This window comes from Candidatus Viadribacter manganicus, from assembly GCF_001679665.1.
GTDB lineage: Bacteria > Pseudomonadota > Alphaproteobacteria > Caulobacterales > Aquidulcibacteraceae > Vitreimonas > Vitreimonas manganica.
In genome coordinates this window covers 1,134,748-1,147,532 of record NZ_CP013244.1, presented here as the reverse complement: position 1 = coordinate 1,147,532, position 12,785 = coordinate 1,134,748, and the positions used below count along the sequence as shown (strand labels likewise).

Genomic DNA, 12,785 nt, shown 5'->3' with positions numbered 1-12,785 from the left:
CTCTTCGGGTGCGCCGGTTAATGGAGCTTAAAGGTTCTCAGAGCTGGAACGAGGCCGAGCGCGCGATAAGCTCAATCTTGTTGGCCGCTTCGCCAGCGGTTTCGCGGGCTGAGAGTTCGACGCCGCCTTGGCGGGCGAGGAGGCCGGTCAAGGTCGGCTGGATGGTGTGGCCGTTGAGATCGTCACCTTCGCCCTTAAGCGCCGCGAAGGTCGCGTCCTTCAGTTTGCCGCGTGGGCCCGTGGCGGTGACGATGACCTCGCCAACGTCTCCTTGTTTCGATGCCGTAATTTCGACCGTGCCGCCGCGGGGCAAACACTCGTTAGCGATCAGCAACAAATTGACGATCACGCGCACGGCCGGGCGCGGCATCTTTACGGCAGGCGCCGACCAGATCAGCTCCGATTTCAGCACGCTATAGAGCTTGGTCGCGACGGCATGGCCTTCTTCAAGCTCGCTGTCGCCTTCGGCCATCGCACCGGCCATGGCGAAGCGGAAGAACTCTAGTTTCGCCCAGGCCTTGCCAACGCCGTGATCAAGCAACGAAAGCGCATCAGGATCGGGCTTGCCGTCGCCATCCTTGATCATTTCGAGACCTTGGATGATCGCGCTCATCGGCTCGACCATGTCGTGGCAGATGCGCGATGCGACAAGCGCGGTCAGCTTCGTGTTCTCGATCATATCGCGCTCCGAATCGGGGAAGCGCCCAACATAAATGATTCGAGCCCCGAGGAAGGGGTTCAAAGGTGGCTTAAAGGGCGCCACATGGGAGCCTTCTCTTTGAAAAGGTTGCGCTGATGGCGGCTGAGGCTGTGGCGGTCGGTGGATTGGGCCTTGAGCACGCGGTGGCTTTGCTGGCGACGGCGGTCGTGGCGGCGCCGCTGTTTCGGCGTTTGGGGCTGGGCTCGGTGCTTGGTTACCTCGCCGCGGGTCTGGTGATCGGACCGTTCGGGTTGGGGATATTCCGTGATCCGGAAAACATCCTCCATGTCGCCGAGTTCGGTGTCGTGATGTTCTTGTTCATCATCGGCCTTGAAATGCGTCCGGCTAAGCTGTGGGCGCTGCGAAAGGAAATATTCGGCCTGGGCGCCGCGCAGGCGACAACAGCCATCGTGCTGTTGTCGTTCGTCGGCATCGCTGCAGGCTTGCCATGGGCGGCGGCGGCGATTGGTGCGTCGGGTTTTGTGCTGTCATCTACCGCCGTCATCATGAAGATGATGGACGAGGCGGGCGAGACTTCGAGCGAGGCGGGCCAACGCAACGTCTCGATCTTGTTGTTCGAGGATCTGATGATCGTGCCGCTGCTTGCGGCCGTCGCGATCATCGCCGGGGTGACAATCGGTGTTCAGGCGGATGCGCCGCCACTGTGGCAGACGATTGCATTGGGTGTTGGCGCGATCGCGCTCGTGTTTCTCGCTGGGCGCTTCGTGCTCAATCCACTGTTCGGCGTGCTGGCGCGCTCGGGTGCGCGCGAAGTCATGACGGCAGCGGCGCTTCTAGTCGTGCTGGGTTCGGCATTGCTGATGGACATTGGCGGCCTCTCAATGGCGATGGGCGCGTTTCTCGCCGGCGTGTTGTTGTCGGACTCAGTGTTCAGGCATCAGCTCGAAGCCGACGTTGAACCGTTCCGGGGGATCTTGCTGGCGTTGTTTTTCATCAGTGTTGGCATGTCGCTCAACGTCACTGTCGTCCTTGCCGATTGGCAGCTGATCGCCGCGGGCGTTGTTGCGTTCATGGCGGTCAAAGCGCTGGGGATTTATGGCGTCGCGCGTGTGTTCAAAGCTGATCAACGCGAAGCGGTGCGGCGGGCGGCATTGTTCGCGCAAGGGGGCGAGTTTGCGTTCGTTCTTTATGCCGCAGCGCTTTCCGCTGGCGTGATGGACGCGCGGATTGCGGCGGTGATGACAGCGATTGTCATCATCTCGATGGCGTTGACGCCGCTTGTCGTGCTTGCGCTCAATCGCTTGACGCCGCCGCAGAAGGTGTCTCTCGATGGCGTTGAAAAGGCGCGTGACCTGCGCGGCCAAGTTCTGTTCATCGGCTTTGGACGCTTCGCTCAAGTTGTCAGCCAATCATTGTTGGCGCGGGGTGTCGATATTTCGTTGATCGAGACCGATGTTGAGATGATCCGCGTTGCCGCGAATTTCGGATTCAAAGTCTATTACGGCGATGGCACGCGCCTTGATGTGTTGCGCGCATCGGGCGCCGGGACGGCGGAGGCTATTTTGATCTGCGTCGATAAGCCGGAGACGACCGATCACATTGTCTCTTTGGTAAAATCGGAATTCCCGCACGCCAAGATTTTCGCGCGGTCCTACGATCGGGGCCATTCGATGCGCTTGGTGAAGGCTGGCGTTGAGTATCAGTTGCGCGAATTGTTTGAGTCCTCGCTGACGTTCAGCGGTGCTGTGCTACGCGACCTTGGCTTTTCCGATCTCGAAATTGCCGAGACCATCGAAGATGTGCGTGAACGTGATGCGGAGCGCTTCGAGATGCAGCTTGCCGGCGGCATCGAGGCAGGGCGCGGGCTTTGGCGCAACAACACAACAACGCCTCAACCGACGCCATTCACAAAGCCGCGTCAGGAGGGGCGTGCTCTCAACGAAGAGGCGGCGGAGGTGTTGGAAGAGGCCGACGAAGCGAACTGAGAGGCTCTCGCAACGTAAGCGGCGTGCGCTTTCAGATTTGCTGCTAAGCTGGCGCCGGAGAGAGAGACGCTCGTCTCTCACCGCCGCGTGATGCTGCCGGGAGATAGACGCCATGAAACCCGAATTCCGCATGATCGACACCAATGGCATCAAGGTTCGCGCCGCGATCCAGGGTGAGGGGCCGTTGGTGGTGATGGTCCACGGATTTCCAGAGAGCTGGTATTCCTGGCGCCATCAAATGGCGCCGCTGGCGGCGGCGGGCTTCACTGCATGCGCGATCGATGTGCGTGGCTATGGCGGTTCCGATAAACCGCACGCGGTTGAAGCTTACGCGATAAAAGAAATTGCCGCTGATGTCGCGGGCGTCATCGAAGCATTGTCACCCGGCAAGCCAGCAGTTCTGATTGGCCACGATTGGGGCGCCCCGATCGTTTGGCACACGGCGGTCCTGCATCCCGACAAAGTGCGCGCTGTGGCGGGTTTGAGCGTGCCGTGGTTCGGATTGCCGCCGATGTCGCTCGATGCGCTGATCAAGGCGATGTACATCGACCAGGGCAAGTTTTTCTATCAAGCCTACTTCAAGGATGAAGGCGTTGCGGAAGCGGCGTTCGAAGCGGATGTGCGCGGCGGTCTTCGCAAGCTCTATTATGCGGGAAGCGGGGACTCGCAAGGCTATTGGGGCGGTCCAGATAAGAAGCACGGTGACCACCTGTTGGACGGCTTGCCCGACCCGGAACCTTTTCCCTGGTGGATGACGCCGGAAGACATCGATTACTTCACGGCTGAATTTACGAATTCCGGCTTTCGAGGTCCGATCAATCGCTATCGCAATCACACGCGTGATTTTGAGTATATGAGCACGATCCATGATCGTGTCGTTCACCAACCATCGCTGTTCATCGTTGGTGAGAACGATCTCGTGCTGAAGATGTTCGGCGCCAGCGCCGAGGCCGCGTTTGAGCGGATGGCTGCCAACACGTCCGACCATCGCGGATCGCATATGATCCCCCGCATCGGCCATTGGACCCAGCAGGAAGCGCCGAAAGAGACGACAGGGTTGCTGATCGACTGGCTCGCGACGCTCTGACTACAGGCAAAATCGATCCACGACAGCGATCAACCCTATGGATGATTGCGTTGTCCTACGGCGCGCGCGAACCCATATCGTGTGCCTGAGGAGGCGCGGTAATGCCGACAACCGCAACGATCTCGCGGACAATACGCATAAGGCGATGATCGCGCTCTTGAATGGGCGCTTGGTGGACACGATCGATCTGCGGCTCGCTGTGAAGCAGGCGCACTGGAACGTGAAAGGTCTTGTTCACCGGTGTATCGCGTCAGATCGATAAGGACCTTTGGTTCATCGAGGCGCATCTGCAGTAATACGCTTGGCAATCTCCGTGATGACCTCGTAGGCGCTCGTCACGTCGGCTTCAGTACATTCGAATTGACCGACCTGGAAACGGATGACAACGTCGCCGTCAACACGTGTTTGCGTGAGATAGATGCGGCCGTCGGCATTGATCGCTTCGACCAGCGCTAGGTTCAGTTCATCGAGATTGCCGCCTTTGGTGTAGCGGAATGAAAAGAGCGAATAAGCCGGCTCGGTGGCGATTTCGAAATGCGGCGTGCCGCGGAGCTTCTCGCAGAGGGCGCGCGACCACGTGATGTGGTTGCGGATCATGTTGCGTAGGCCTTCGAGGCCGTAAGCGCGCAATACGAACCAGAGTTTGAGGGCGCGAAACTGGCGGCCGAGCGGAACGCCCCATTCGCTGTAGTTCACGACTTCGCTAAGTCCCAATGTCTTGAGGTAGTCCGGCTTCGCGGCGAGGGTGCGTGTTAGGCTAGCTGGATCGCGGACAAAGTGAATGCTGCAGTGGGCTTGAGCGCCCAGCCATTTGTGTGCGTTGACGACGATGGAGTCGGCTTGCTCGGCGCCGGCCCAAAGCGGGCGCAGTTCCGGGCAAATCATCGCGGCGCCTGCCCATGCGGCGTCGACGTGGAGGTAGAGATCGTGTTCGTGGGCGATGACCGCGAGGTCGGCGACCGGATCGGTTGCGCCCACGCCGGTGGCGCCGACATTGGCGATGATGCCTGCGGGCTTGTAGCCGGCGGAAATGTCTGCGGCGATGAGGGCGCAAAGCGCCTCGGGATCAGCGCCCCTTTGTGGGCCCTTGATCGGGATGCGAACGAGATTGTCGGCGCCGATGCCGGAAAACCAGATTGCGCGATCGATCGAGGAGTGCGCTTCAGCAGAGCAATAGACGCGCAGTCGCGGCGTGTTGGTGAGGCCGCGTTGATTGCCTGTGAAGTTCAAGGCGCGTTCGCGCATGACCAATACGGCGGCCAATGTTGCCGTTGAGGCGGTGTCTTGGATGCAGCCTTGGAATGCATCCGGTAGGCCGAATGCTTGTCGCAGCCAGTCGACGGCGCGGGTTTCGAGTTCGGTGGCGGCAGGAGATGTTTGCCAGAGCATGCACACCGCGCCGATGGCGTTGACGAGATGCTCGGCGATGAGGGAAGCGGGCGCGGAGTTTGCGGGGAAGTAGGCAAAGAAGCGCGGATGCTGCCAATGTGTCATGCCTGGCGCGATGTCGCGTTCGAAATCGGCGAAGACTTTGTCGAACGGCTCGGGCGTTTCCGGCGGTGAAGGTGCGATCTTCGCTGCGATGTCGCCCGGGCGCACTGGCGGGCGCACCGGCATGTTGCGCAGGTGCGCGCGATAATCCACGCCCCATTCTGCGGCGCGCACCGCCCACTTTCGAAAATCTTCCATTTGCGTGGCCCGCGTCTGCTTCGACAGGCCAAGCATGACGCTAGTCCTGCGCAGGTGTCCGAAAAGGCGTTAGCCTCAGGTGTTGTCGACGATGCCGATTTCAGGACGGTCATCGCCGGGAGAGATTTCGTCGTGCCAACGGCCGCGTTCGTCTTCCCACGAAATCCCCGCGGTTTCGCCGGGTCGCATCTGCTCGATGGCGACGCGCTTGGCGGCGTTGTAGGCGGCGTCGTGCGTCGCGTAGGTGTTCGATAGTGTGCCGTCGAGCTTGAACGCCCAGCCGCCATCGTGGCGGACGATCTCATAGATAATCTTGGTCATGGGCGAGGTCTCCTCCCGCTCAACTTGCGCTTTGCGGGGGGTATTTCAAGGCCAATCAGAACTGCGGGTTCTCGATCTGCTTTTTCAGTTCGCTCTTCATGATCTTGCCGTTGGCGTTGCGCGGCAACGTCTCGGGCCAGAACAGAACTTCGACCGGCACCTTGAAGGCGGCGATCTTCTGCGCGCAGTGATGACGCAGCTCTTCGCTTGTCGCTGACGTGCCTGGCTTCAAGTGCACAACGGCGAGCGGCTCTTCGCCGAGCTGCATGTGCGGCTTGCCGACGACCGCCGCGTCCATGACTGCTGGGTGATCGTAAAGCGCGTTCTCGACTTCGACGCAGTAGATGTTCTCGCCGCCGCGGATCAGCATGTCCTTGGCGCGGTCGACGATATAGATGAAGCCCTCGTCGTCGATCTTCGCGAGGTCGCCGGTTTTGATCCAGCCGTCGATGAAAGTTTCTTTGGTGGCTTTTTCGTTTTGCCAATAACCGCGCACGACAATCGGGCCCTTGTACCAAAGCTCACCGACTTCGCCGCGTGGCAGCTCTTGGCCTTCAAGCGAGACGATCTTTGCTTCGCCTGTCGCTGATGGCACGCCGGTAGAGGCGGGCTTACGCATGTAGTCTTCCGAGCCGTTTGAGACCGCAGTCGCGGAGGTTTCGGTCATGCCCCAGCCTTGGCCGGGTTGAGCGCTTGGGAAGCGTGCTTTGATGCGGTTCACGAGTTCCGGCGCGGCGGGTGCGCCGCCATAGGAAACGCCTTCGATGGATGAGAGGTCGTAGTCATTGATCTTCGGGTGTTCGAGCACTTGCCACGCGATCGTTGGCACGCCGCCGAAGTGCGTGATGCGCTCCTTCTCCATGAGCGGTAGCGCTTGATCGACATCCCAACGGCGCTGCATGACGATCTTATTTCCCGTCAACATGGCCGGGATCATGATCGCGAAGCAGCCGGTGGCGTGAAAAAATGGCACCGAGATCAGGAACGAGCGCTGCGGACCGTTTGGATCCGGCGCAGGCGGAGCTTCGCCGCGGCGCAGGAATGCGCGCGCTTGCGCCGACATGGCGTTCAGCATGTTGGAGATGATGTTGCGATGAGAAATCACCGCGCCTTTTGGGTTTCCCGTCGTGCCTGAGGTGTAGAAGATGGCGACATCGTCATCGGCCTTGGTCGCGATGGCCGGTGGAGCGTTGGCGGGGATCGAGGCCCAGTCGGCTGTTGTGCCGACAATGGTCTCAAGTCGTTCGATGCGTGGGTCGGCGATTTCTTCCTTAGACCGCGAGACGTAGATTTTTTTGAGATCAGGGCAGTTATCGAGATGCTCGCGGACGCGCTCATAACGTTCGACATCCATGATCGCGAGGGATGAGCCGGAGTTCTTGAGGCCGTACTCAAGCTCGGGTCCTGTCCACCACGCGTTTAGGGGGGTGACGATTGCCCCAGCGAGAACCGCGCCCCAAAACGCCACCGGCCATTCTGGCAAGTTGCGCATGATGAGGGCCACGCGATCACCGGGCTTTACGCCATCGGCGATGAGTTGGTGGGCGAATTTGTTCGCGGCGGCCTGAAAGGCGGCGACAGTTGCGCGCTCGTTTTCAAAAACGAGGTGATCGCGCGCGCCGAAGGCGGCGCCGGCGGCATAAATTTCCCGCAGCGTCGGAGGGGCGTTCTTCCATACTTTCATACGGATGCCGCGCACTTCCTCTTCGCCAACCTCAAGCGGCGAGCCGGGCGCAGTTAAAAGCGCGTGCGCCTGCTCAATAGACATCGCTGGAAAGGCGGGCTTTGCGCCGTCGGTCATCAGTTCCTCCCGCGCTTGGCTGCAAAGGCGCCGCCAGCGTCATTTTTGATTGCGAGTGTTGAAACACGTCGCCTCGCGGTGAGCAACAGCAGCGCCGAACTAAACTTTGCCGGAATTTAATGGTCACTTGCTGGGTGCGCGAGCCTCGGGCAAGCATGATGCTGACCCCAGCCGGGACGGGAGACGCGCGACATGGCCTTCGATTGGAAATCGCTCGCGGAGCGTGTCGATCCGCGGAAGTGGAATTGGTCTTGGGTTGCGCCGGCGCGCGATTGGGCGGTTACGCACCGCACCACTGTGCTCGCAACGTCAATGGCGTTGCTTGTCGGCCTTTGGGGTGGCGCTGTGCTCGGGCGTGTTTCGCTTGGTGCGCCTGCGTTTGAGTTTGCACAACTCGGCTCGATTGGCGCTGGCGGGACGGCGCGCGGTGGTAACGCGCCACGCGCGGGTCTGCCGCAAGTCGATGGCATGGCATTCGTACGCTTGCGGGCGGAGATGAACAGACCCGAGCCGCGCGCGTGCTTGGAGTTTTCACAAAATCTCTCGACCGATCCGTCGGTCAACTTTGCTGACTATATTTCTCTCGATCCGGTTGCGCCGTTCCAAGTCGATGTGTCCGGCAATCTTTTGTGCTTGGGCGGATTGCCGCTTGAGCCGGAACGGCAAGTTACGATCCGCCAAGGCCTGCCCTCGCAGACTGGCGAGCGCACTGAGTACGACGAAAACTTCACGCTGACCTTCGGCGATCGCCCAGCTTACGTCGGCTTTGCGGGCGGCGGCGTGATCCTGCCACGTTCGGAAGCTGACGGCATTGCGATCGAAACCGTCAACGTCTCGCGCCTGGAAGTTGAAGTGCTGCGTGTCCCTGATCGCATTTTGTCCCAGTATCAATTGGAGCAAGGTGAAAACAACGAAGAGGGTGGCTGGAACTATTGGAGCTTCAACGGCGCCGGCGAAAACGTAGGCGTTTCCGTTTATAAGGGCGAAATCGACGTCGATACGCGCGTGCGCAATGACGCGGTGACGACCGTATTTTCGCTGGCGGGCGCCCTGCGCGAGCTTCGGCCCGGCGCGTACGTCGTGAAGGTTCGCGACGTTTCGCCAAGCGCTGGTCAGCGCGGCGATGGCGACAACGAGTCCGTCGCCTCGTCATATCGCTGGATCCTCTACACTGACATGGCTCTGCAGAGCTTCTCGGGCGCGACTGGTCTTGACGTTGTCGTGCGCTCTTTGCGCACGGCGCGGCCGATGAGCAACGTGACGCTGACGCTTATCGCGGAGAACAACGAAGAACTGGCGCGCACGCGCACTGATCGCGACGGACGTGTGCATTTCAACGATGCGCTGGTGAACGGCGACGGCCCGGCGCGCGCGCGTTACGTGATGGCGTATGGCGCAGAGGGTGACTTCGCGGCGCTCGACCTACAACGCCCGAGCCTCGATCTTTCCGATCGCGGTGTGGATGGGCGCGCAACGCCTGGTGATGTCGACGCGTATCTTTATACGGAGCGCGGTATCTATCGACCGGGCGAGCGGGTGCGTTTGATCGGCCTGATCCGCGACCAAGTTGGACGCGCCATTTCAAACCGCCAATCGACGCTGGTGGTCTATCGTCCGAACGGCACTGAAGCGCGCCGTATCCGGATGACGGAGGCGGTCGATGCGGGTGCGATCGCCAAGAACATCGACCTTGATCGTTCGTCGCCGCGCGGCGTCTGGAGCGCGCAGCTCCTTGTGGACGGCCAAGAGGAAATGGCCGGCAGCGTGAGCTGGTCGGTTGAAGATTTTGTGCCGGAACGGCTGCGCGTGCGGATCGAAGCCAGTGAAGACGTGCTGCGTCGCGGGCAATCGCGTCCGATCAACGTGCAGGCTGATTTCCTCTACGGCGCACCGGGCTCGGGGCTTGCCGTGGAATCCGAAGGCCGGCTGATGATCGATCCAACGCCGTTCCCAGAGCAAGCAGGGTACGCGTTCGGCGTTGCGGATGAGAGCTTTGACGAGCGCTTCTTCCAGCTCCCAGGGACAGTGACGGACGGAACCGGCGCTGCGCAGCTTTCCTTCCAGCTGCCGGACGAACCGCAGACAACTTTGCCGCTGCGCGCGCGTATGATTGCGAGCGTTGCGGATCCGGGCGGGCGTGTCGTGCGTGAGAGCTTCACCGTGCCGGTGCGTTTGAATGACATCTATCTCGGCATGAAGCCGACGTTCGAGAACCGGCGCGCCGGAGCAGGCGAGGTGGTCGGTTATGATGTGATTGCACTCAATGCGAACGGCCAACGCGTGGCTGTGCGCGGCGTGCAGTGGCAGATTGTTCGAGAAGACTGGAACTACGATTGGTATCTAGATGGCGGCCAATGGCGCTGGCGCCGTACGGGTCGGGATATTCCGGTTGATGGCGCGACGGCCGATGTTGGCGCCAACCAGCCGTTGCGGATTTCCGAAGAAGGTCTGCGTTCGGGCTCGTATCGTCTGATCTTGCGTCGTGGCGACGATATCGTCGCCGCGCAGCGCTTCGGCGTTGGTTGGGGTGGCCCCGCTGACGATGATTCTACGCCGGACATGGTCAGCGTTGTTGCGCCGACTGATCCGACGCGTCCTGGCGCGCGTGCTCGCGTGCAAATCCGCCCGCCATACGCTGGCGAGGCGCAAATCGTTGTTGCGACGGATCGTGTCATCGAGACGCGGACGGTTCGCGTTGGAACCGACGGCGCGACAATTGACCTGCCGGTTACGGCCGATTGGGGCTCGGGCGCATACGTGCTCGTGACCGTGATGACGCCGCGCGACCCTGTGAACCTGCCTGTGCCGCGCCGCGCAATCGGCGTTGCGTATGTGCCGGTCGATATGGGTGGCCGCACGCTCACGGTCGAAGCGGGCGAAGGCCTGCAGAACGTTCGGCCACGGACGCATATCGAAGTGCCGGTGCGCGTGCGTGGCGGCGGCGCCGGCGAACGCGTGCGGGTTGCAATCGCGTTGGTGGATGAGGGCATTCTCAACATCACTAAGTACGATAGCCCGAACCCGGTCGACTACTTCTTCGGCCGGCGTGCGCTAGGTGTTCAGCTCCGCGACGACTACGGGCGCTTGCTCAATCCGAACCTCGGCGCGCCGGCAACGCCGCGCCAGGGTGGTGACTCTCTTGGCGGCGAAGGCCTCACGGTCGTGCCGACGCGAACAGTTTCGCTCTATTCCGACATCGTCGAAGTGCGTGGCGGGCGGGCCATGATCCCGATCGACATTCCGGACTTTAACGGCACGCTGCGCTTGATGGCGGTGGCCTGGAGCGAGAACGCGCTGGGTCAGGATGCCGAACAGGTCCTCGTGCGCGATCCGGTGGTGGCTGAACTGATCTTGCCGCGCTTCCTTGCGCCGGGGGATCAGGCGCAGGGTGCGTTGAACATCGACAACGTTGAGGGGCCGAACGGCGCCTATACGGTGACGGTGAGCGGTTCGCAGACGGCGCAGATCCAAAGCGCGCCGCGACGCTTCAACCTAACGCGTGGCAACCGGCAAACGGCGCTGATCCCGATTACGGGTGGCGGCTTGGGTGTTGGCGAAATCAGACTGCGTCTTGAAGGCCCCCAAGGCTTCACGCCGGTTGATCGCACCTACAACATTCAATCGCGTGCGCCGTTCTTGCCGATCACGGTCACACGAACCGAGCCGCAAGTGGCGGGTGCGCAGTGGCGGGCGCCGTCCGATGCGTTGGCTGGCTTCCAGCCCAGCGCACAGGCGTTGATCTCGTTCTCGAACCTGGCCGGCATTGATCCGGCGCCGCTGCTGGATTCGCTTTATCGTTACCCATACGGCTGCACCGAGCAGCTGACCTCGGTGGCGATGCCGCTGCTCTACTATAACTCGCTGGCGGCGGAGACGAACCGCGCGGCCGACCCGCGCATTCGTCGCCGCATCCAGGAAGCGGCGACGCAATTGCTCGATCGCCAGGCCCCGGATGGTTCGTTCGGACTCTGGAGTTCCGGTGACGGCAACGCTTCGCCATGGCTCGGTGCATACGCGACAGACTTCCTGTTGCGTGCGCAACGGGCGGGCTATGCGGTGCCGCGTCAACCCATGCAGCAAGCCTATGGCGCGTTGCGGCGTGTGGCGCGGCTGAACGATTTCGGCTCAGTGCGTTATGAGTTCGAGGTCTATCGTTGGCCGGGCTCGAACGACACAACCGAGTTGTTGCGTTCACGCGCCGCCGCTTATGCGCTCTATGTGCTGGCGAAGGCGGGTGAGGCCGATATCGGTCAGCTCCGCTACTTCCACGATAACCGCCTCGCAAACGAGCCTTCGCCTCTGGCGCGGGCGCAGATCGCGGCGGCGCTGGCGCATATGGGCGATCGGGCGCGCTCGCGTAATGCATTCCGGTTGGCCGAGCAGGCGCTTGGCTATCGCAACACTGGTGACTGGTATCAAACGCCATTGCGCGATTTGGCTGGTGTGCTGGCATTGGCTGGGGAAGCGGGTGAGACCGAGCTGGTCGATCGCTTGCGGCGGCGCCTTGAGCGTGATGCGCCGGATGCGGGCGAACTGATGACTCAAGAGCAAGTGCAGCTGCTGCTCGCGGCAAACTCGCTGCAGGAGCGCGCGGGTCCGGTGAACGTGACGCTGAATGGCGAGGCGTTGGCGACGCGCCGCACGATGGCGTCCGCGCAGCAACTCGCGGCAGGTCTCGTGTTCCGCAATGCGGCGCGCGGACCGGTGTGGCGAACGATGGCGCTTTCGGGCGCTCCACGCGAAGCGCCCCCTTCGATGCAGGCGGGTTACCAGGTGAGTAAGACGATCTATCGTCTCGATGGGTCGCTCGCCGATCTGGACTCGATCCGTCAGGGCGATCGGGTTGTGGTTGTGCTTTCGGGGCAGCCAGAAGGTGCGCGCAACTTCCCGACTGTCGTCGTCGATCTGTTGCCGGCCGGACTTGAGATTGAGACGCTGCTCAATCCCAGCGATGGCGCGGGCGGTACGAACTATGACGGCACAGTGCGCAGCGGGCCATTCTCTTGGATTGGTTCGATCACCTACACGCAAGTGCAAGAGATGCGTGACGATCGTTTCGTTGCTTCGGCCAATCTGCGTGGCCAGTTCCGCTACGCTTACATTGCGCGCGCGGTGACGCCGGGCCGCTATACAATGCCGGCGGCGCAGGTCGAGGACATGTATCGCCCAGGCGTCATGGCGCGGACCAGCACTGGCGCCATCGTAATCGCGCCGCGGAGTTGATCAAATTCCCCTCCTCTT

General features: G+C 61.6%; 8 protein-coding genes. 3 read left to right on the top strand and 5 right to left on the bottom strand.

The window, feature by feature from the left end; translation table 11 throughout:
- Positions 1-37 precede the first annotated feature (37 nt).
- Positions 38-679 carry a histidine phosphotransferase family protein gene (locus ATE48_RS06055; protein ID WP_066768943.1) on the bottom strand — a complete coding sequence of 214 codons (642 nt, stop codon included), beginning with the start codon at positions 677-679 and terminating at the stop codon, positions 38-40.
- A gap of 116 nt (positions 680-795) precedes the next feature.
- Between ATE48_RS06055 and ATE48_RS06050 the strand changes: the two genes are divergently transcribed.
- Together ATE48_RS06050 and ATE48_RS06045 are read left to right on the top strand one after the other, a co-directional pair.
- Complete coding sequence (locus ATE48_RS06050; RefSeq protein ID WP_066768942.1) at positions 796-2,646, top strand: monovalent cation:proton antiporter-2 (CPA2) family protein; 1,851 nt, start codon at positions 796-798, stop codon at positions 2,644-2,646.
- A 112-nt stretch (positions 2,647-2,758) separates the two neighbouring features.
- Complete coding sequence (locus ATE48_RS06045; protein WP_066768939.1) at positions 2,759-3,733, top strand: alpha/beta fold hydrolase; 975 nt, start codon at positions 2,759-2,761, stop codon at positions 3,731-3,733.
- Positions 3,734-3,788: 55 nt separating this feature from the next.
- Here ATE48_RS06045 and ATE48_RS19960 read toward each other — a convergent pair whose 3' ends face one another.
- From ATE48_RS19960 to ATE48_RS06025, 4 genes are read right to left on the bottom strand one after another with little or no spacing between them, the layout of a single operon-like run.
- The gene (locus ATE48_RS19960; protein ID WP_066768937.1) at positions 3,789-3,971 is read right to left on the bottom strand and encodes a hypothetical protein; all 183 of its coding nucleotides are present in this window, start codon (positions 3,969-3,971) and stop codon (positions 3,789-3,791) included.
- Positions 3,972-4,006: 35 nt separating this feature from the next.
- On the bottom strand, positions 4,007-5,458 hold the full coding sequence (locus ATE48_RS06035; protein WP_228126811.1) for a pyridoxal phosphate-dependent decarboxylase family protein: 1,452 nt from the start codon (positions 5,456-5,458) through the stop codon (positions 4,007-4,009).
- A 39-nt stretch (positions 5,459-5,497) separates the two neighbouring features.
- A complete protein-coding gene (locus ATE48_RS06030) occupies positions 5,498-5,743 on the bottom strand; it encodes a DUF2188 domain-containing protein (RefSeq protein WP_066768934.1) in 246 nt (81 codons plus the stop codon).
- A 55-nt stretch (positions 5,744-5,798) separates the two neighbouring features.
- Entirely contained in the window at positions 5,799-7,544 is a 1,746-nt protein-coding gene (locus ATE48_RS06025; RefSeq protein WP_066768931.1) for a class I adenylate-forming enzyme family protein, read from the bottom strand.
- A gap of 192 nt (positions 7,545-7,736) precedes the next feature.
- Between ATE48_RS06025 and ATE48_RS06020 the strand changes: the two genes are divergently transcribed.
- Positions 7,737-12,767, top strand: coding sequence for an alpha-2-macroglobulin family protein (locus tag ATE48_RS06020; RefSeq protein WP_083197185.1), 5,031 nt, complete (start codon positions 7,737-7,739; stop codon positions 12,765-12,767).
- The last annotated feature ends 18 nt before the right edge of the window (positions 12,768-12,785 follow it).

Coding starts and splice junctions, on each gene's coding strand:
- ATE48_RS06055 (WP_066768943.1), bottom strand. CDS start 679: ATGATCGAGAACACGAAGCTGACCGCGCTTGTCGCATCGCGCATCTGC.
- ATE48_RS06050 (WP_066768942.1), top strand. CDS start 796: ATGGCGGCTGAGGCTGTGGCGGTCGGTGGATTGGGCCTTGAGCACGCG.
- ATE48_RS06045 (WP_066768939.1), top strand. CDS start 2,759: ATGAAACCCGAATTCCGCATGATCGACACCAATGGCATCAAGGTTCGC.
- ATE48_RS06035 (WP_228126811.1), bottom strand. CDS start 5,458: ATGCTTGGCCTGTCGAAGCAGACGCGGGCCACGCAAATGGAAGATTTT.
- ATE48_RS06030 (WP_066768934.1), bottom strand. CDS start 5,743: ATGACCAAGATTATCTATGAGATCGTCCGCCACGATGGCGGCTGGGCG.
- ATE48_RS06025 (WP_066768931.1), bottom strand. CDS start 7,544: ATGACCGACGGCGCAAAGCCCGCCTTTCCAGCGATGTCTATTGAGCAG.
- ATE48_RS06020 (WP_083197185.1), top strand. CDS start 7,737: ATGGCCTTCGATTGGAAATCGCTCGCGGAGCGTGTCGATCCGCGGAAG.